The organism is Herbiconiux aconitum (assembly GCF_024979235.1).
Lineage (GTDB): Bacteria > Actinomycetota > Actinomycetes > Actinomycetales > Microbacteriaceae > Herbiconiux > Herbiconiux aconitum.
Genome location: NZ_JANLCM010000001.1, coordinates 1,526,861 through 1,545,237 on the forward strand (window position 1 = coordinate 1,526,861; position 18,377 = coordinate 1,545,237).

The 18,377-nt window shown below is 68.7% G+C and carries 17 protein-coding genes; 11 read left to right on the forward strand and 6 right to left on the reverse strand.

Features of this window, described 5'->3' with window-relative positions; genetic code table 11:
- Window positions 1–2: 2 nt before the first annotated feature.
- Genes N1027_RS07125 through ccsB form a run of 3 tightly spaced genes read left to right on the forward strand, consistent with a single transcriptional unit; the run spans window position 3 to window position 3,504 of the window.
- The gene (locus tag N1027_RS07125; RefSeq protein WP_092549115.1) at window positions 3–761 is read left to right on the forward strand and encodes a cytochrome c biogenesis CcdA family protein; all 759 of its coding nucleotides are present in this window, start codon (window positions 3–5) and stop codon (window positions 759–761) included.
- Window positions 745–2,478: a cytochrome c biogenesis protein ResB gene (gene resB, locus N1027_RS07130; protein ID WP_259506506.1), complete on the forward strand. Its 1,734-nt coding sequence runs from the start codon at window positions 745–747 to the stop codon at window positions 2,476–2,478. The genes N1027_RS07125 and resB overlap by 17 nt, the downstream gene beginning before the upstream one ends.
- A gap of 9 nt (window positions 2,479–2,487) precedes the next feature.
- Window positions 2,488–3,504 carry a c-type cytochrome biogenesis protein CcsB gene (ccsB, locus tag N1027_RS07135; RefSeq protein WP_259506508.1) on the forward strand — a complete coding sequence of 339 codons (1,017 nt, stop codon included), beginning with the start codon at window positions 2,488–2,490 and terminating at the stop codon, window positions 3,502–3,504.
- 26 nt (window positions 3,505–3,530) lie between these two features.
- On the opposite strand, the gene N1027_RS07140 is transcribed toward ccsB, so the two are convergent.
- Window positions 3,531–4,571, reverse strand: a complete 1,041-nt coding sequence (locus N1027_RS07140; protein WP_372499716.1) for an o-succinylbenzoate synthase — start codon at window positions 4,569–4,571, stop codon at window positions 3,531–3,533.
- Window positions 4,572–4,672: 101 nt separating this feature from the next.
- Here N1027_RS07140 and N1027_RS07145 point away from each other — a divergent pair, with 101 nt between their 5' ends.
- The 3 genes from N1027_RS07145 to N1027_RS07155 all read left to right on the forward strand — a co-directional run bounded on the left by N1027_RS07145 (window position 4,673) and on the right by N1027_RS07155 (window position 7,873).
- Window positions 4,673–5,590 carry a 1,4-dihydroxy-2-naphthoyl-CoA synthase gene (locus N1027_RS07145; RefSeq protein WP_259506511.1) on the forward strand — a complete coding sequence of 306 codons (918 nt, stop codon included), beginning with the start codon at window positions 4,673–4,675 and terminating at the stop codon, window positions 5,588–5,590.
- A 112-nt stretch (window positions 5,591–5,702) separates the two neighbouring features.
- Complete coding sequence (locus tag N1027_RS07150; RefSeq protein WP_259506512.1) at window positions 5,703–6,896, forward strand: AMP-binding protein; 1,194 nt, start codon at window positions 5,703–5,705, stop codon at window positions 6,894–6,896.
- 11 nt (window positions 6,897–6,907) lie between these two features.
- Window positions 6,908–7,873 (forward strand): 1,4-dihydroxy-2-naphthoate polyprenyltransferase, encoded by a 966-nt coding sequence (locus N1027_RS07155; protein ID WP_259506513.1) that lies wholly within the window; start codon window positions 6,908–6,910, stop codon window positions 7,871–7,873.
- A gap of 47 nt (window positions 7,874–7,920) precedes the next feature.
- Here the strand turns inward: N1027_RS07155 and lpdA are convergent, their stop codons facing one another.
- Together lpdA and N1027_RS07165 are read right to left on the reverse strand one after the other, a co-directional pair.
- Window positions 7,921–9,321, reverse strand: coding sequence for a dihydrolipoyl dehydrogenase (gene lpdA, locus N1027_RS07160; protein ID WP_259506514.1), 1,401 nt, complete (start codon window positions 9,319–9,321; stop codon window positions 7,921–7,923).
- Window positions 9,322–9,365: 44 nt separating this feature from the next.
- The gene (locus tag N1027_RS07165; protein ID WP_259506515.1) at window positions 9,366–9,665 is read right to left on the reverse strand and encodes a DUF4229 domain-containing protein; all 300 of its coding nucleotides are present in this window, start codon (window positions 9,663–9,665) and stop codon (window positions 9,366–9,368) included.
- A 161-nt stretch (window positions 9,666–9,826) separates the two neighbouring features.
- Here N1027_RS07165 and N1027_RS07170 point away from each other — a divergent pair, with 161 nt between their 5' ends.
- From N1027_RS07170 to recQ, 3 genes are all read left to right on the forward strand, one after another.
- A complete protein-coding gene (locus N1027_RS07170; RefSeq protein ID WP_259506516.1) occupies window positions 9,827–10,177 on the forward strand; it encodes a PLDc N-terminal domain-containing protein in 351 nt (116 codons plus the stop codon).
- Complete coding sequence (gene menD, locus N1027_RS07175) at window positions 10,174–11,928, forward strand: 2-succinyl-5-enolpyruvyl-6-hydroxy-3-cyclohexene-1-carboxylic-acid synthase (protein ID WP_259506517.1); 1,755 nt, start codon at window positions 10,174–10,176, stop codon at window positions 11,926–11,928. Before N1027_RS07170 ends, menD begins: the two co-directional genes overlap by 4 nt.
- Before the next feature lie 106 nt (window positions 11,929–12,034).
- A complete protein-coding gene (gene recQ / locus N1027_RS07180; protein ID WP_259506519.1) occupies window positions 12,035–14,101 on the forward strand; it encodes a DNA helicase RecQ in 2,067 nt (688 codons plus the stop codon).
- Between the two features lie 32 nt (window positions 14,102–14,133).
- Here the strand turns inward: recQ and N1027_RS07185 are convergent, their stop codons facing one another.
- Together N1027_RS07185 and N1027_RS07190 are read right to left on the reverse strand one after the other, a co-directional pair.
- Window positions 14,134–14,862, reverse strand: coding sequence for a DUF305 domain-containing protein (locus tag N1027_RS07185; RefSeq protein ID WP_259506521.1), 729 nt, complete (start codon window positions 14,860–14,862; stop codon window positions 14,134–14,136).
- On the reverse strand, window positions 14,859–15,569 hold the full coding sequence (locus N1027_RS07190; protein WP_259506523.1) for a thioredoxin-like domain-containing protein: 711 nt from the start codon (window positions 15,567–15,569) through the stop codon (window positions 14,859–14,861). Before N1027_RS07190 ends, N1027_RS07185 begins: the two co-directional genes overlap by 4 nt.
- A 133-nt stretch (window positions 15,570–15,702) precedes the next feature.
- On the opposite strand from N1027_RS07190, the gene N1027_RS07195 reads away from it, so the two are divergent.
- Window positions 15,703–16,413: a lysophospholipid acyltransferase family protein gene (locus N1027_RS07195; protein WP_259506524.1), complete on the forward strand. Its 711-nt coding sequence runs from the start codon at window positions 15,703–15,705 to the stop codon at window positions 16,411–16,413.
- 128 nt (window positions 16,414–16,541) lie between these two features.
- On the opposite strand, the gene N1027_RS07200 is transcribed toward N1027_RS07195, so the two are convergent.
- Complete coding sequence (locus N1027_RS07200; protein ID WP_259506526.1) at window positions 16,542–17,024, reverse strand: winged helix-turn-helix transcriptional regulator; 483 nt, start codon at window positions 17,022–17,024, stop codon at window positions 16,542–16,544.
- A 66-nt stretch (window positions 17,025–17,090) separates the two neighbouring features.
- Here N1027_RS07200 and N1027_RS07205 point away from each other — a divergent pair, with 66 nt between their 5' ends.
- Window positions 17,091–18,326 (forward strand): MFS transporter, encoded by a 1,236-nt coding sequence (locus tag N1027_RS07205; RefSeq protein WP_259506528.1) that lies wholly within the window; start codon window positions 17,091–17,093, stop codon window positions 18,324–18,326.
- The last annotated feature ends 51 nt before the right edge of the window (window positions 18,327–18,377 follow it).

Here is an 18,377-nt window from a genome sequence, read left to right on the forward strand (position 1 = left end):
CCGTGGGCAACCCCTTCGCCGAGGTCGTGCTGAGCGGTCAGCTGCTCCTCGCCATCCCGATCGCGCTGCTCGCCGGCCTCGTCTCGTTCGCGTCGCCCTGCGTGCTCCCGCTCGTGCCGGGCTATCTCGCCTATGTCGGAGGCATCTCCGAGGCGGGCGCCGGGGCCGGAGACCGCAAGGCGGGGCGGCGACGGATGCTCCTCGGCATCGCCTTGTTCATCCTCGGCTTCTCGGTGATCTTCCTCGCCTATTCGGCCGCATTCGGGGCACTCGGCACCTGGCTGATCGTCTGGCAAGACCTCGTCACCCGCATCATGGGCGTGGTCGTCATCGCGCTCGGTCTGGTGTTCATCGGCCAGTTCAGCTTCTTGCAGCGCACCTTCAAGCCGAGCTGGCGACCGGCGACGGGATTGGCCGGCGCGCCGATCCTGGGCGTGGTCTTCGGCCTCGGCTGGACCCCGTGCATCGGCCCGACCCTCGGCGCCATCCAAGCGCTCAGCCTCACGAGCGGATCGGCCTGGAGCGGTGTGCTGCTCGGCCTCTTCTACTGCATCGGGCTCGGCCTGCCCTTCCTCCTCGTGGCGCTCGGCCTGAACTGGGTCACCAGTTCGGTGAAGTTCCTGAAGCGCCACATCCGCACCATCAACATCGTGGGCGGCGTCGTTCTGGTGGCCATCGGCATCCTCATGGTCTCCGGCCTCTGGACCATCTGGATCTACGAGATGCAGGCGGTGATCAACGGCTTTGTCTCGCCCATCTGATCACTTCGACTCCGCGGAGGTCACGCTTCCGCGGCTCGGCTTCACGGGCTGGCTGCGCTGGTTCTGGCGGCAGCTCACCAGCATGCGCACCGCCCTGTTCCTGTTGTTGCTGCTCGCGCTCGCGGCCGTGCCGGGGTCGCTCGTGCCGCAGCGGGCCGCCGACCCGAACGGGGTCACGCAGTACTTCGTCGACAACCCCGATCTCGCGCCGTTCCTCGACAAGCTGCAGGCCTTCAACGTCTACACCTCGGTGTGGTTCTCGTCGATCTACCTGCTGCTGTTCATCTCGCTGATCGGATGCGTGATCCCGCGCACCAAGCACCACTTCGACGCCCTGCGCGCCCAGCCCCCGCGCACGCCCGCGCGGTTGTCGCGGCTGGCGGGGTTCACGACGCGGGACATCGACGGTGTCGCAGGTGGCGCATCCGTCACCCCCGCCTCCGTCATCGAGTCGGCCCGGGCGTTGCTGAAGCGGCAGCGCTACCGCACCGTCGTGTTCACGGGCGTCGACGCACGCACGGGCCGCGAGACCGTGTCGGTCTCGGCCGAGCGCGGCTATCTGCGCGAGACCGGCAACCTGGTGTTTCACTCGGCGCTGGTCGGCATCCTCATCACCGTCGGCATCGGCGGCGGGTTCGGCTACAACGGCCAGCGCGTCGTGGTGGAGGGGCAGACCTTCGTGAACACGTTGCTGGCCTATGACTCCTTCAACCCGGGGCGCTTCTTCAGCGACAGTCAGCTCTCGCCCTACGCCATCACGCTCGACTCCTTCTCGGCGAGCTACGAGACGCAGTCGCTCAAGGCCTTCGGCCAGCCGCTCGACTACAACGCGGCCGTGACGACGACGGATGCCTCGGGTGACACCTCGGACAACGACATCAAGGTCAACAGCCCGCTGAAGATCGGCGGCACCGACGTCTACCTGCTCGGCAACGGCTACGCGCCCACGATCACGATCCGCAACCCCGCGGGCGACGTCGTGTTCACCGACTCGGTGCCCTTCCTGCCGCAGGATTCTGCGCTCACCTCGCTCGGGGTCGTGAAGGTTCCCGACGGCTTGCCCGAACAGGTGGGGCTGATCGGCTTCTTCTACCCGACTCAGGCGCAGGCGGACTCCGGGGTGTACTACTCCTCGTTCCCCGATCTGCAGTATCCGGTGCTGACGCTGAACGTGTACGACGGCGACCTAGGGCTCGACGGCGGGGTGCCGGCATCCGTTTACACGCTCGACACGGATGCGATGACGCAGCTGACCGGTGGTGACACCGGGGTCGACTCGATCGAGTTGAAGCCGGGCGAGACGATGGATCTGCCGAACGGACTCGGCACCGTGACGCTCGACGGCGTGAAGCGGTTCGCCTCGTTCGAGGTGCACCACGATCCGACCCAGGGGTGGGTGCTGCTGTTCGCCGTGCTCGTGCTCGGCGGGCTGCTGACGTCGCTGTTCATCCCGCGCCGGCGCGTGTGGGTGAAGGCGGCGTCGAAGGCCGACGGCGCGGTGCACGTCGAGTACGCGGGGCTGGCGCGGGGCGACGATCCGCGGCTCGTGGAGGCCGTGGCGGCGCTGGCGGCCCGGCATGCTTCCGGATTCCCCGCGGCGTCGTCTGCTGACTCCTCCGCCGGTTCCTCTGTCGACCCCTCCTCCACATCCGCGGGTTCCGAGGATTCGTCCTCAGCTGCGGTTCCTCCCTCTTCCCCGACCGATCCGAAGGCTTAGGCTCTAGCTGTGACGACGCAAACCCTCGACGAGATCTCCGTCATCCTCATCTACTCGGCCATGGCCGTGTATGCGCTGGCCTTCGTGGCCTTCGCGCTCGACCTGGCCCGGCGGTCGTCGACCGTGCGCAAGGCGACCGAGGGCGCAGAGGCGAAGGTTCCGGCTGCGGTGGGGGTTGCGGGTTCCTCTGCAGCACCGGGTTCCGGTGGAGTCGGTTCCGCTGAGTCGGGCCTCGTGTCGCTCGCCGGAGTCGACGGTGCGGGCAAACGATCGGTGGCTCTGCGACTCGGGGTGTCGTTCACGATCCTGGCGTGGGTCATCCAGCTCGCCGGCGTGATTCTCCGTGGCATCGCGGCAGCGCGGGTGCCGTGGGCGAACATGTACGAGTTCTCGATCACCGGAACCCTGTTGATCGTGGCGGTGTTCTTGGTGCTTCTGATCCGTGAAGACCTGCGCTTCCTCGGCACCTTCGTGACCGGTCTGGTGCTGGTGCTGCTCGGCATCTCCACGGTCAACTACTACGTGAGCGTCTCGCCGCTGCCGCCGGCATTGCAGTCGGCCTGGCTCGTCATCCACGTGCTGGTGGCCATCCTGGGCACGGCGTTCTTCTCGCTCGGCGGTGCGCTGTCGGTCATCCAGCTTCTCCAGACCAAGGGCGACTCGGTGTCGAGGATCGCGTCGGCGCTGCGGTTGCGGTTCCTGAAGACGCTGCCCGACTCCGAGACGCTGGAGCGCCTCGCCTACCGGGTGAACATCGTCGGCTTCGTGCTCTGGACCTTCACGCTCATCGCCGGCGCCATCTGGGCCGAACGGGCCTGGGGTCGCTACTGGGGTTGGGACACGAAGGAAGTCTGGACCTTCATCATCTGGGTCATCTACGCCGGTTACATCCACGCGCGGGCGACCCGCGGATGGCGCGGCTCACGCTCGGCGTGGCTCGCGATCGTGGGTTTCGCGGCGGTGCTGTTCAACTTCGGTGTCGTGAACGTCTTCTTCAAGGGGCTGCACGTCTACTCGGGCCTCTAGGCCGTCGCCGGATCAGACGACAGGCGTCAGAGAAGCGACGTGGGTTCTGGGTCGACGAGGTCGGATGCCGCAGCGGCGGCCAGGAGGGCGTGGCACCGGGCGAGGCGGGCGCGCCACCAGTCGGTGCGCTCTGCGGAAGCCTGGTAGCGCGCCAGGAGGTCGGAGTCGACCTCGGGGCGGCGCACCGGGATGCGACCGCCGCGCGGCACGAGGCTCTGTGCCGGTGCCACGACGTCGCCCTCGAAGAGGTCGACCGTCGCGAGGCCGCAGTCGTAGTCGAGCGACGGCAGGGCAGCGGCCAGCTGAGCACCCATCGCGATGCCCACCGAGCTCTCGAGTGCCGATGACACCACGGCCGGAAGTCCAGCTTCCCGCACGATCGCGAGGGCGCGACTCACTCCGCCGAGCGGTTGCGCCTTGACGATGAGGATGTCGGCGGCGCCGGCCCGCGCCACCGCGAGCGGGTCACTCGCCTTGCGCACGCTCTCGTCGGCCGCGATGGGGATGCCCATGTAGGCCACCCGTGACCGGATCTCGGCGAGCTCCTCGATACTCGCGCAGGGCTGCTCCACGTATTCGAGGTCGAACTCGCAGAGCCGGTGGATGGCGTGCTCCGCCTCGTCGACGTTCCACGCGGCGTTCGCGTCGATCCGGATGCGCCCCTCGGCACCCAGCACCGCGCGAGCCGCGCGCACACGGGCCACATCGTCGTCGAGCGTCTGTCCGCGTTCGGCCACCTTCACCTTCACGGTGCGGCAGCCGTCGTAGTGCGCCAGCACCCGTTCGACCTCGTCGGCCGGCACCGCCGGAAGGGTCGCGTTGACCATGATCTCGGTGCGCCCCGCCGGGGAGGGGGCCGATGGTGCCCAGCCGAAGTCGATGGCGCCGCGCAGCCACGCGGCGGCCTCCGCATCCTCGTATTCGGGGAAGGGCGAGAACTCCGTCCAGCCCTCCGGCCCTTCGAACACCGCGATCTCGCGCACTGTCTGCCCGCGGAACCGGGTGTGCAGCGGTATCGCGACCACCCGCACGCGATCGAGGATCTCATCGAGCCCGGGCAGCGTCACGGCGTCGTCGACTATCACTCCACAAGTGTCGACCCGCGAGCACTTATCCACAATTCTCCCGTCGCCCGGGCCCGGATGCGCTCACCGCGTAACCTTGCAGCATGACCGATCGCACCGCTGTCTCCGACATCTTCGACCCCGCCGAATGGGTCGTCGCGCCCGGCTCCGAGAGCTTCACCGACATCACGTACCACCTCGACAAGGAGGGGCGGGTGGCGCGAATCGCGTTCGACCGACCCGAGGTGCGCAACGCCTTCCGACCGAAGACGGTCGACGAGCTGTACGCGGCGCTCGACGACGCGCGCCAGAACCCGCGCGTGGGCGTGGTGCTCGTCACGGGCAACGGTCCGAGCCCGAAAGACGGCGGCTGGGCATTCTGCAGCGGGGGCGATCAACGCATCCGGGGCCGCGACGGCTACCAGTACTCGCGCGAAGAGACGGCGAAGGGAATCGACACGGCGCGCGCTGGCCGGCTCCACATCCTCGAGGTGCAGCGGCTCATCCGGTTCATGCCGAAGGTGGTCATCGCGGTGGTTCCGGGCTGGGCGGCCGGTGGAGGGCATTCGCTGCACGTGGTGTGCGACCTCACCCTGGCGAGCGAGGAGCACGGCCGGTTCAAGCAGACCGACGCCGATGTCGGGTCGTTCGACGGCGGCTACGGCAGCGCCTACCTCGCCCGTCAGGTGGGTCAGAAGGTGGCGCGCGAGATCTTCTTCCTGGCTGAGGAGTACAGCGCGCAGCGGGCCTACGAGATGGGCGCGGTCAACGCGGTCGTGCCGCATGCCGAGCTCGAGAGGGAGGCGCTGCGGTGGGCCCGCGTCATCCTCGGCAAGTCGCCCACGGCCATCCGGATGCTGAAATATGCCTTCAATGCGGTCGACGACGGGCTCGTGGGCCAGCAGGTCTTCGCCGGGGAGGCCACTCGGCTCGCCTACGCGAGCGACGAGGCGGTCGAGGGGCGCGACTCCTTCCTCGAGAAGCGGGAGCCCGACTGGTCGGCGTTCCCCTATCAGTACTGATGGCTGGTTCAGCTTCCTTTTCGGTGCCGCGGCGCCGATCTCCGTCCAACTCGCGCAGGGACCGCCGTGGCGGAGTGGGGCCGTGGAATCGGCGCACGTCTAGGGTGATGCCATGACTCGTTCCCTCGAGGTTCTCGACGGAGCCGACGCCGGCGGCGTCAGCTCGGCCCTCCGCGTCGCGCTGTCGAACGACGGGCCCGCCATCCTTCCCCGGGAGGGGGGAACGGGCCATGGTCGGCACGCCGCGCCCGCGCTCGGCGACCCCGAGGTCGCCCGCGACGCTCCCGTTCCCACCGAGGTGCCGCGTGCGGTAGCCCTGGTCATCGAGACCTCCGGATCGTCGGGCGTGCCCAAGCGGGTCGCCCTGAGCACCGACGCCCTGCTCGCGTCCGCCGCGGCTGTCGAGGTGGCACTGGGCGGTCAGGGGCAGTGGCTGCTCGCGCTGCCCACCCACTACATCGCAGGAGTGCAGGTTCTCGTGCGCTCCATCGTCGCCGGAACCACTCCCGTGGTGCAGCCCGCCGGCCACTTCTCCGCCTCAGCCTTCGCCGACCTGGCCGACGAGCTGGATGCCCCGCTGCGCTTCACCTCTCTCGTGCCCGCCCAGCTCGCACGCCTGGTGACGGCCGCCGAAGCCGACCCGCGCATCCGTCGGTCCGTGGCCCGCTTCGACAGCATCCTCATCGGGGGGCAAGCCGTTCCCGCGGCCCTCTACGAACGCGCGAAAGAGGCCGGCTTCCAAGTGGTGCGCACCTACGGTTCGAGCGAGACGGCGGGCGGATGCGTCTACGACGGCCGGGCCATCGGCCAGACCGTCGCGCGCGAGAGCGGGGGCGAGATCGAACTCTCCGGCCCCACCCTCGCCGAAGGCTACCTCGGCGACGAGGAGCTCACCGCCCGCAAGTTCCGGGTCGACGACGGTGTGCGGTGGTATCGCACCGCCGACAGCGGAACCGTGATCGACGGCGTGGTGCGCGTCACCGGCCGGCTCGACAACGTCATCATCTCCGGAGGAGTCAAGGTCTCGCTCGACCGGGTCGAGCGAGTGGTGCAGGGGGTGCCAGGCCTCGAGCAGGCTGTCGTCGTTCCGCAGCGCAGCGCCGAATGGGGCCAGGTGAGCGTTGTCGTCACCGAGGGAGTGGTGTCGGATGCCTCGCTCGAACAGGTGCGGGCGGCGGTGATCGACTCGGCCGGCCGGGCTGCAGCGCCGGTCGAGATCCATCAGGTGGAGCTCCTTCCGAGACTCTCCTCCGGCAAGCCGGACCGCCTCGCGATCGCCAGGTCGCTCCAAGGCCGCGCTGACTAGAATCAGCCCCGATGTCGAAAACGAAGAAGCGCCCTTCGGGCCACCCTGCCCGGGTCAATGCTGCCTCTCGAGGCGCCGCGACCCCCGCCAAGCCCGCTGGCCCGAAGTCGGCCGCCGGCGCCTGGATCGCGGGTGCGCGCCTGCGCACCCTCCCGCTCGCCATCGCTCCGGTCGCGCTCGGCACCGGAGCCGCGATGGTCGACACCGTCGACATCTCGAAGCTCCTCGTGGCGCTCTGTCTGCTCGTGGCCGTCTTCTTGCAGATCGGCGTCAACTACGCCAACGACTACTCCGACGGAGTGCGGGGAACGGATGATTTCCGGGTCGGTCCGCCGCGACTGACGGGGTCGGGGCTCGTGCCCGCCAAACGCGTGCTCGCCGCCGCGATCGTGTTCTTCGGTCTGGCCGCGATCGCCGGCGTCGTCATCACGGTCATCACCGGGCAGTACTGGTTGCTCGCCGTGGGCGCAGCCGCGATCGCCGCGGGCTGGTTCTACACCGGCGGCAAGCATCCCTACGGCTACTACGGCCTGGGCGAGGTCTTCGTCTTCGTGTTCTTCGGCCTCGTCGCCACCGCCGGAACCACGTTCATCCTGGCCGGCGACGTGAACGACGAGAGCTGGCTGGCCGGCATCGCCGCCGGCGCGATCGCCTGCGCCGTGCTGATGGCCAACAACATCCGCGACATCGAGCAAGACAAACTCGTGAAGAAGCGCACGCTCGCCGTTCTCATCGGCCGCACCGCGTCGCGCGTGGTCTACGTGGTGTGGATCGCGATCGCCTACGCGATCCTCTGGTTCTTCACCCTGCTCTATCCCAAAGCGCCGCTCGTCTTCTTCACGCTGCTGCTCACCGGGCCCGCGATCATCATCATGCTGACGGCGAAGAAGCCGCGCGAATTCGTGACCGTGCTGCAGCTCACGAGCCTGTTCGGCCTGCTCTACGGCATCGGTCTCGGTCTGGCCTTCGGCTACTGACCCTCCTCGAGTTGCGAGAAGGTCGGTGAGGCCTAGAGCGGCGCCGATCAGAAGTTGATCATGTGGCCCGTAAGGCCGTGGAAGCCCTCCTGCAAGGCCTCCGAGAGCGTCGGATGCGTGTGCACGTTGCGCGCGAGCTCGGTGGCCGTGAGGTCCCACTTCTGCGCCAGTGTCAGCTCGGGCAGGAGCTCGGAGACATCCGGTCCGATCAGGTGGGCTCCGAGCAGCTCGCCGTACTGCGCGTCGGCCACGATCTTCACGAAGCCCACCGGCTCGCCGAGCCCGTGCGCCTTGCCGTTGGCCTGGAACGGGAACGACACCACCTTGATGTCGTGCCCCTCGTCGCGGGCCTGCTGTTCGGTGAGTCCGAACGAGGCGACCTGCGGCTGGCAGAACGTGGCGCGCGGCATCATCCGGTAGTCGCCGAGCGACTGCGTCTCCGCGCCCGCGATGGTCTCGGCCGCCACCACGCCCTGAGCCTCGGCCACATGCGCGAGCTGTAGTTTCGCCGTGACATCGCCGATCGCGTAGACGTGAGGCACGTTGGTGCGCATGAAGTCGTCGATGGCGATTGCTCCGCGCTCGGTCAGCGCGACACCGGTGTTCTCGAGGCCGAAGCCGTCGACCCGGGGTGCGAATCCGATCGACATGAGCACCTTCGCGGCCTCGATCGAGCCGGTCGTGCCGTCTTTCGCGGTGTAGGTCACCGTGACCGACGACCCGTTGTCGACGACCGTCTCGACTTTCGTCGAGGTCAGGATGTCGATGCCCAGCTTCTTGTACTGCTTCGCGATCTCCTTCGAGACATCCGCGTCTTCGTTGGGCAACGCGCGGTCGAGGAACTCGATGATCGTCACGTCGACGCCGTAGTTCTTCAGCACATAGGCGAACTCCATGCCGATGGCGCCGGCGCCGATTACCACGATCGACGCGGGAAGATCGCGCGTCATGATCTGCGTCTCGTAGGTCACGACGTTGTCGCTGAGCTGCACGCCGGGGAGCAGGCGCACGGTCGACCCGGTCGAGATGATGGCATCGTCGAAGGTGACCGTCTCGGTGTGACCGCCGGCCAAGGTCACGTCGATGGTGCCCGCATCCGTGAACACCCCGTGGCCGTCGTACTCGGTGATCTTGTTCTTCTTCATCAGGAAGTGCACGCCCTTGACGCGACCCTCCGCCACCTGCCGGCTGCGGTCGAAGGCAGCGCCGAAGTCGAAGCTCACGTCACCCGAGATGCCGAACTGCTCGGCCTGGTGGGTGAAGATGTGGGCGAGTTCGGCGTTGCGCAGCAGCGCCTTCGAGGGAATGCAGCCGACGTTCAAGCACACCCCGCCCCAGTACTGCCGCTCGATGACCGCCACGCTCTTGCCGAGCTGGGCGGCGCGGATCGCGGCCACGTAGCCGCCCGGCCCTGCTCCGAGTACGACGACGTCGAAGTGTGCGGACATGGTTTCTCCTTGCGGATCAGGGCGGAGGTGAGTACCGGTGTGGTCTAGGGGCGCGGATCGTCGGTGGCGTGGTCGACGGCGTCGTCTTCGACGCTCTCGTCCTCGCTCGCCGCCGACGGTCGACTCGCGGCCTGGTTGCGGTTGTTGCGCGCTTCGTAGAGCGTCTTGGATGCTTCCTCCCGCGGTTTGCGCAGGAAGATGATCGAGATGCAGAGTGAGATCAGCGCTGCGATGACGGCAGCGAGCCATGGGGTGATCTGCAACACCAGGAGCAGGAGAAGGACGCCGGCGAACAGCCCCAATCGAATCAGGGTGTACACGAGCCAAGTGCGTCCGGGTTTCACATCATCGAGTCTACGGCGCGCATCCTGACCGCCCCCTCGAAGCACCGGAGAAGGCGGGCGGCGGAGGCCCGTCGATGCCCGGATCCGTGCGTCACCTGGGGGTCAGGTTGCGGTTTGGAAACACGCGGCCCACTCCCGAATACCGGGGGTACAGTTACTGCATGGCTCGCGTACTCCTTGCCCTCGTCATCATCGTGGTGGCTTTCACTGTGTACGCGCTCGTCGACTGTCTGATGCTTCCGAAAGCGCGGGTGAAGGCTCTTCCGCGGGTGGCGTGGTTCTTCATCATCCTGCTCTTCACTCCCATCGGCGGCATCCTCTGGCTCCTGATCGGGCGCGGTCGCCGAGCGACCACTCCCTCGGTGCGCGCGATAGGGCCTGACGACGATCCCGACTTCCTGGGCACCATGCGGCCCATCCACGATCCCAATGAAGACGAGCGCATCCGCGAACTCGAGAAGCGCCTCGCCGAGACCGACGACGAGCAGGACAAAGGCAAATCCGAGCGGTGACGGCCAGCCCGGCCGCGACGTTCGCCACCCGGCTCGTGCACGCGTTCGCCGCTCTCGGGGTGGAGCATGCGGTGGTCTCACCCGGTTCGCGTTCGCAGGCGCTCGCGCTCGCTCTCGCCGAGCTGGAGAAGCAGGGGCGCATCCGACTGCACGTGCGGATCGACGAGCGTGTCGCGGCCTTCACCGCCCTCGGCATCGCCCGCGAGAGTGGCCGGCCGGCGCTGGTGGTGACCACCTCGGGCACGGCAGCGGCCAACCTGCTGCCGGCCGTGGTGGAGGCCCACCACTCCGGAGTGCCCATGATCGTGCTGACCGCCGATCGGCCGGCTCGTCTCCGCGGCACCGGGTCGAACCAGACCACGTGGCAGCCCGGCATCTTCGGCCGATTCGTGCGGGCCGAGCGTGACGTGCCGGCGCCGATGCCGGTGTCGGTGACCGTGCAGGCGACGCCCGATGCGGCCCCGGATGCGCGGGAGCTGGCATCGTTCGCCTTCTCCGCAGCGACCGGCGTCGATTCCGGGCCGGTGCACCTCAACCTGCAGTTCGTGGAGCCGCTGTCGGGTTCGGTGCAGCAGGAGACGGATGCGCCACTCGGCGACCACGGGCAGGCCGGGGTTGGCGCGGTGGGCGAGCCCGCGGCATCCGTCGAGCCCGCCGCATCCGTCGCTCTGCATCTCGGTGGAGGGCCACGAACCGTCGTGATCGCCGGGGCTGATGCCGGCCCCGCCGCCAACGAGTTCGCCCTCGCCGCGGGCTGGCCGCTGCTCGCCGAGGTGTCGAGCGGGGCACGGTTCGGACCGAATCTCGTGCCGGCGTACCGCGATCTGCTCGATCATCCGGAATTCGGCGGTCGTGTGGAGCGGGCGGTCGTGTTCGGTCACCCGACGCTCAGCCGCCAGGTTCCAGCGCTGCTGCAGCGCGACGGGGTGGAGGTCGTGGTGGTGCGGGGCCCTGGTGAACCGGTGGTGCCGCATCCGGATGCCGTCGTCGTCGACGTCGTGACAGCCGATCCGGAAGACCGGTCGGACCGCGCCGCGCGCGCCTGGACCGGGCAGTGGGTCTTCGCCGGCCGCGAGTTGCTCGAGAGTGGGGCCGACGACGTCGCCGCGCCGCTCGTCGAGGCCGGAACCGCCGGAGATTTCGCCGGCCAGCGCGAGTTCGCGCGCGCGGAGCTTGCCGCCCTGCGCGCTCCGATCAGCCGTCGTTCGCTCGCGCTGGCGGTCTGGCGCGCGAGCTGGCCGCACGATCGGCTCGTGCTCGGGGCATCGCGGCTCATCCGAGAGCTCGACGCCGCGGCACCGGGCAAGAAGATACCGGTGCACTCGAACCGCGGGCTGGCCGGCATCGACGGCACGATCTCCACCGCCGTCGGGATCGCCCTGGCGAGTCAATCCGGGGGAGCCCGGGGAGGCAATCGCGTCGGCACCACGCGCGTGCTGCTCGGCGACGTCACCCTGCTGCACGACGTGGGCGGGTTGCTGCTCGCGCCGGGTGAGGTGCGGCCGCGCATCCAGCTCGTCGTGGGCAACGACGGGGGAGGCACCATCTTCGACGGACTCGAGGTGGCGTCGACCGCCGACCCGGACGCCTTCGACCGCGTGCTCTACACACCCCACGGCGTCGAACTCAGGTCGCTGGCGGAGGCATATGGCTGGGAGCACCGGCTCGTGGCCTACCGCTCCGATCTCGAATCGGTGCTGGCGTCGCCCGCGGCCGGCCCGAGCATCGTCGAGGTGGCGCTCGCGCGATGAGGTCGCCGGCGGCATCCACTCCTGCACAGCGGGGCTCCGGATGTCGGTTCCCTGGCGATCCTGTGGACGGCGACCGGATGTCGGCACCGCGAACTAGGCTCGTCACGTGACTCAGACATCCGCCTCCGCCGCTCTCGACACCCTCAGCCGGGTCTTCGGGTACGACTCGTTCCGGGGCGATCAGGCGGAGGTCATCGACCACGTCATCGCCGGAGGCGACGCGGTGGTGCTGATGCCGACCGGTGCCGGCAAGTCGCTCTGTTATCAGGTGCCCTCGCTCGTGCGCTCGGGCACCGGGGTGGTCATCTCGCCGCTCATCGCGCTGATGCACGACCAGGTCGAGGCGATGAAGGCCGTCGGTGTGCGCGCGGCGTTCCTCAACTCCACCCAAGACTCGGCCGAGCGTGCCGAGGTCGAGCAGGCCTACCTCTCCGGCGAACTCGACCTGCTCTACGTCGCGCCCGAACGTCTCTCGAACGAGAGCACCAAGCGGTTCCTCGAGAACGGCGAGATCGCGCTGTTCGCCATCGACGAGGCGCACTGCGTCTCCCAGTGGGGCCACGACTTCCGGCCCGATTACCTGGCGCTCGCCGAACTCGCCGAACGGTGGCCGACGGTGCCGCGCATCGCGCTCACCGCCACGGCCACCGAAGCCACGCACAAAGAGATCACGCAGCGGCTCTCGCTCGGCGATGCCCGGCATTTCGTGGCGAGCTTCGACCGGCCGAACATCCAATACCGCATCGATCCGAAGGGTGAGGTGCGCAAGCAGCTGCTGTCGTTCATCCGGTCGGAGCACCAGGGCGATGCCGGCATCGTCTACGGTCTCTCGCGCAACACGGTCGAGAAGACGGCGCAGTTCCTGGCCGAGAACGGCATCGACGCGATGCCGTACCACGCCGGTTTGGATGCGCGGGTGAGGGCTCGTACGCAGGCACGGTTCCTGCGCGACGAGGGGGTCGTCATCGTCGCCACCATCGCGTTCGGCATGGGCATCGACAAGCCCGATGTGCGATTCGTCGCCCACATCGACCTTCCGAAATCGGTCGAGGGCTACTACCAGGAGACGGGGCGCGCGGGGCGCGACGGTCTGCCATCAACGGCCTGGATGGCCTACGGGCTGAATGACGTGGTGCAGCAGCGGCGCATGATCGACGAGTCGCCGGGCGATCTCGCGCACCGGCGCAGGCTTTCGGCGCACCTGGATGCGATGCTCGCGCTCTGCGAGACGGTGAGTTGCCGGCGGGTGAACCTGCTCGGCTACTTCGGTCAGAAGAGCGATCCCTGTGGCAACTGCGACACCTGCATCACGCCGCCGGAGTCGTGGGACGGCACGATTCCGGCCCAGAAGCTGCTTTCCACGGTGGTGCGGCTCGACCGGGAGCGCAACCAGCGCTTCGGTGCCGGGCATCTCGTCGACATCCTTCGGGGCAAACGCACCGATCGAGTCGGTCAATGGGGGCACGATTCGCTCACCACGTGGGGCATCGGCACCGAACTCAGCGAGCAGCAGTGGCGCGGTGTGGTGCGTCAGCTTCTCGCGCAGGGGCTTCTCGCGGTGAACGACGACGGCTACGGCACGCTCGTGATCACCCCCGACAGCGGCTCGGTGCTCGCCGGGGAGCGAGTCGTGCAGCTACGGCGGGAACCCGAGCGGGTGGCGTCGAGCCGCTCCGGTGGGGGCGGCGGCGGTTCGCGCAGTGGTCGGGCGTCGACGGCGAAGGCCGACCTGTCAGCGGCCGACGCGGAGCTGTTCGAGCAGCTGCGGGCGTGGCGGGCGGCGACGGCGAAGGAGCAAGGTGTGCCGGCCTATGTCGTGTTCCACGACGCGACTCTGGCCACGATCGCCGCGCTGCGGCCGACCAGTGTGGCCGAGCTCGAAGGCATCTCGGGAATCGGCGACCGCAAGCGCGAGTCCTACGGCCCCGGGGTTGTCGCCACCATCGCGGCGGGGGAGTTCACGCCGGATCTCGCGGTGGGTTCAGCCTCGACCTCGGGTTCGACCCCGGCTTCGGGTTCGGGCTCGCGGGTCGGTCGTGGTCGGTCGGTCTCTCGGGCGGACGCCCCCGCCTTCTCCCAGACGGATGCGTCGCCGTTCGACGACGAAGAGCCGCCGTTCGACGAGCAGCCGCCGTTCGACGACGTGCCGCCCGAAGACCCCTACGGGCGCTGACGCCCATTGACACGGGGCGCCGGCAAGAGCCGTCAGGCGGGGCCGCCGCGCTCAGCTAAGAGATCGCGCATGTAGTCGATCTCACCGGTCTGGGCGAAGGTCATCGCCTTCGCCAGCGCCACCACGAGCGGATTCGTGGTGCGCGCGATCGCCGCCTCGGCCATCTCCACCCCGCCGAGGTGGTGCGCGATCATCAGCTGCAGGAAGAGTCGTTCGGCGTCGGCCCCCGTGAGTTGCGAGAGCCGCGCGAGATCGTCGGCCGTGGCCATGCCCGGCATCGGGTCGCCCGGCTTCATGCCACTGGCGTCGAGTGCACCCGTCGTGGGGGTGGCCCCGCCGTGTCCGTGGTCATCCGAGCCCGCTCCCGACAGTGTGGGCTGTGACATCCAGGTCATCGACGGCTCTGAGGATGCCTGCGGCAGGTTCCAGGAATTCAGCCACGCGTACATCTGTCCGGATTGCTGGGACTGCGTCGTGGCGATGTCATAGGCGAGCTGCCGGATCTCGGGGTCGTCGGTCTGCTCCCGCACGATCATGGCCATCTGCACCGCCTGGTCATGGTGCTGCTGCATGTCACGCGCGAAGCCCGCCTCGACGCTGGTATCCGACGGAGTGTCGGCCCGCGGTGCCGCGAGCCAGCCGGCTGCGAAGGCCACCACGGCCACCAGTACTGCGGCGATGACGGCGGCGATCGCGACCCGGCCGCGAGGGCGCGGCGTCAGGGCAGGCTCGACCGCATCCGCTGCGCCGCCGTCGGTCACGCGACCTTGCCGGGCGCGTCCAGTCCGCCGGTGCACGGAGCGCCGGGTTCGGGGGCGTCGTTCGACTTCCAGAACTTGGTGACGAACTCGTCGAGTCGCGGGTCGTCGACGCCGTCGAGGAACACCTGGTTCCCCCACGCGGAGGCGACAACCGGCGAGCTGAGGCCCTCATAGGGCGAGAGCACGACGTAGGTGTCAGGCAGTTGCGAGCGCAGGGTCTCGACGCCGGCGGCATCGACCTGGGCCGGGTCGTAGGTGATCCAGACAGCGCCGTGCTCGAGGTCGTGCACCGCGTTCTCGTTCGGCACCGGCTCCGAGTAGACGCCGCAGTTCAGCCACACGGCGTTGTGGTCGCCACCGGCCGGCGGGGTCTGGGCGTAGTCGACCGTGCCGTCGACGTGGTTCGCGGTGAGATCGGGGTAGGTCTGGAGGTCGGCGATGGAGATCGACGCCGGGTCGGCTTTCGGCGCGTTGCTCGTCACCACGAAGGTCACCAACAGCGCGACCGCCGCCGCGCCGGCCACGCCACCGATGATCCAGCCGACCAGCCGATTGCGGCGCTGCCGCTTCTGCTGGGCGACCATGGCGGCCACCTTTTCGGCGCGGCGAGCATCCCGCTCCTGCTTCACCGTGAGCTTCTTGGCCTGCTCCCTCGCCTTCGGCGGAACGGACGACGACGGGCGCGGGGGATCGGAACGGGGAGGCACGGCTCTCATTTCGATGGCGGCGAGCAAGGGGAGTTGAAGCTACAACTATCTCCAGAATGCCTGGAAGATCCATGTATGCGCAACGAGGGTCGACATAGCCGGAAGGGAATATGACCCGTGTGAAGATCAGTGGATGTTCAAGTCGGTTGCTCGAGCGGTCGTGCGACCGGTCTCACGGGTCGTCTACCGGCCGACGGTCACCGGTCGCGAGCGCGTTCCGCGATCCGGCGCGGTGCTCTTCGCGAGCAATCACCTGAGCTTCATCGACAGCGTTGTGATCACCGTCGTCGCGCCGCGCGACGTGCGGTTCCTCGCCAAGGCGGAGTACTTCACCGGGCCGGGGGCCAAGGGAGCGATCTCGAAGGCGTTCTTCGACTCGATCGGCGCCATCCCGGTCGACCGTGAGAGCAACACGGCCGCCCAGGACTCGCTCGAGCGCGGCCGCGAGGTGCTCGAACAGCAGGGAGCGTTCGCGATCTACCCCGAGGGAACCCGGTCTCGCGACGGCCGCCTTTACAAGGGCCGCACCGGGGTCGCCTGGCTCGGCCTCACCACGGGGTGCCCGATCGTTCCAGTCGCTCTGACAGGAACCCCGGATTTGCTGCCGGTGGGAGCGAAGATCCCGCGCATCCGGCCCGTCACCGTGCAGTTCGGCGAGCCGATCGACTCCGCCTCCTACGGTGACGCCGCCTCGGCCCGCGCCCGTCGGCGACTCACCGACGACGTGATGGCGGCCATCGGCGCGATGTCGCGCCAGGAGCTCGCGGGCGCCTACAACGAGCCGCCCGCGGCGAACGTGGTGGAGCGGATGCGCCGCGTCCTGCACCGCAACGACCCCAGCTGACTCGGCGCTTCGCGACTCGTCCCTCAAGCGGCAAGATCACGCGAATTCGGCCATTTTGGGACGAGTCAGCGATCGGATCGGCCGAGGGGAGGCCGGCCGAGGGGAGTGGGAGAGAGTGCGGCCGCGAGCTACCAGGCCACGCGAGCGGCGGGGCCTGGCACGAACGCCACCTCGTCGGGGCCCAGGGCCTCGCCCGAGGGGCTCACGAAGGCGAGCGTCACCGGTTCGCGATCCTGCGCACCGACGAGTCGCGAACTCGCGCCACCCGGGTAGGGGTTGTACTCGTCGCCCCACTGCACGAGTGCGCCGATCACCAGCGCCAGCCCCTGCCCGCTCTCGGTGAGGTGGTAGCTCGAGCGCTCTCGCGACCCGGGCTCGCGGTAGGCCCGCTTCTCGAGCACTCCCGCCTCGACCAGCTTCGCGAGCCGGGCGGTGAGGATGTCGCTGGGCGCCCCGAGCGAATCCCGGAACTCCGAAAAGCGCGAGTTGCCGCGAAACGCATCGCGCACGATGAGCAACGACCACTTCTCGCCGACGATGTCGAGTGTGCGCACGATCTGGCAGCGCGCTTCGGAGTCGGCACCGGCCTGCGCATCCTTCAGCTGTCCCATGCGCCCAGGGTACGACGAAAAAAGCTAAATTGGAAATTCCAACTGAGAAGGCGTACTCTGGGCCGCATGACGAAAAAGTGGAGCCTGTCGCGACGCGGCACATTCTGGGCGGCGTCGGCCGTTCTCGCCCTCTGTCTTTGGGCCAGCGGCGCTCCGAGCGTGCTCTACCCCGTCTACGCGGCCGAGTGGCACTTGCCGGCCGTCGTCATCACCTCGGTCTTCGGCACCTACCCGCTCGCCTTGCTGATCGTGTTGCTGTTCTTCGGCGGGCTCTCCGACAGCATCGGCCGCCGACGGGCCATGCTGCTCGGAATCGCCTTGATCGCCCTCGCGGCCTTGGCCTTCGCCTTCGCGCCGAATGTCGGCTGGCTCTACCTCGGCCGCTTGCTGCAGGGCGTCGGCACCGGCTTCGCCCTCGGCGCCGCCAGCGCCGCGTTGGTCGAGAACAACACATCCACGAACCCGCGCATCGCGAGCACCCTGACCACGGCATCCACCGCCGCCGGCCTCACGCTGGCCCTCCTGGTGTCCGGGGTGCTGGCGCAGTACGCACCGCTCCCGCTCTTCCTCAGTTTCGCGGTGCTCTTCACGCTCGCCCTGGTCGCCTTCCTCGCGGTGTGGCTCACGCCCTCCGACACAGCCGGGCTCGGAAAGCCCACGTGGCGGCCGCGCGCGCTCAAGCTGCCGCGCGGCATCCTGCTCGCCTTCGTGGTTGCGACGTTCTCGGTGTCGCTCGCCTACAGCCAAGGGGCGATCGTGCTGTCGCTCGGCGCCCAGATGGCCCGCGACTTCACCGGAACCACCAATCTGCTCGTGGTGGGTGCCCTGCTCGGCATCTCCTCCATCGCGATCGGTGTCACCGCCCTGTTCCTCGGCAAGGTGCCCGCCCACATCACGATCATCATCGGTGGTGTCGTCTCGCTCGCGGGTCTCGGCCTCATGGCGGGCGCCGCGGCATCCGGGTCGGTCGCGCTCTTCCTCGCCTGGTGTCTGGTGGGAGGCGTCGGCTACTCCTTCGCCTTCACCGGCGGATTGGGGCTGGTGAACCGGGCCGCTCCCGCGCACCACCGCGGAGCGACGCTCTCGATGCTCTACCTGTTCTCCTACCTCCTGCAGGCGATCACCGCGATCGGGGCCGGAGCTCTCGCCACGGCGCTCGGGCTCGGCCCGGCCGTCGACGTGCTCGCACCGCTGGTGGGCGTGCTCGCGGTCGGGGCTGTCACGCTCGCCGCGGTGGACTGGTCGGCGGGCCGGCGCCGCGCATCCGCTTTGTCGGCGTCGGTAGTTCAAACGCACGCGTGACTGTGGGATGTCCACAGTTCGTCTTCGCGCGCATCCGAGGGTCTTTGTAGG

What these genes read in the sequence shown, in the direction of transcription:
- N1027_RS07205 (WP_259506528.1), top strand. Translation starts at nt 17,091, where the DNA reads ATGACGAAAAAGTGGAGCCTGTCGCGACGCGGCACATTCTGGGCGGCG.
- N1027_RS07145 (WP_259506511.1), top strand. Translation starts at nt 4,673, where the DNA reads ATGACCGATCGCACCGCTGTCTCCGACATCTTCGACCCCGCCGAATGG.
- N1027_RS07200 (WP_259506526.1), bottom strand. Translation starts at nt 17,024, where the DNA reads ATGGGACAGCTGAAGGATGCGCAGGCCGGTGCCGACTCCGAAGCGCGC.
- N1027_RS07150 (WP_259506512.1), top strand. Translation starts at nt 5,703, where the DNA reads ATGACTCGTTCCCTCGAGGTTCTCGACGGAGCCGACGCCGGCGGCGTC.
- lpdA (WP_259506514.1), bottom strand. Translation starts at nt 9,321, where the DNA reads ATGTCCGCACACTTCGACGTCGTCGTACTCGGAGCAGGGCCGGGCGGC.
- N1027_RS07195 (WP_259506524.1), top strand. Translation starts at nt 15,703, where the DNA reads ATGTTCAAGTCGGTTGCTCGAGCGGTCGTGCGACCGGTCTCACGGGTC.
- N1027_RS07155 (WP_259506513.1), top strand. Translation starts at nt 6,908, where the DNA reads ATGTCGAAAACGAAGAAGCGCCCTTCGGGCCACCCTGCCCGGGTCAAT.
- N1027_RS07170 (WP_259506516.1), top strand. Translation starts at nt 9,827, where the DNA reads ATGGCTCGCGTACTCCTTGCCCTCGTCATCATCGTGGTGGCTTTCACT.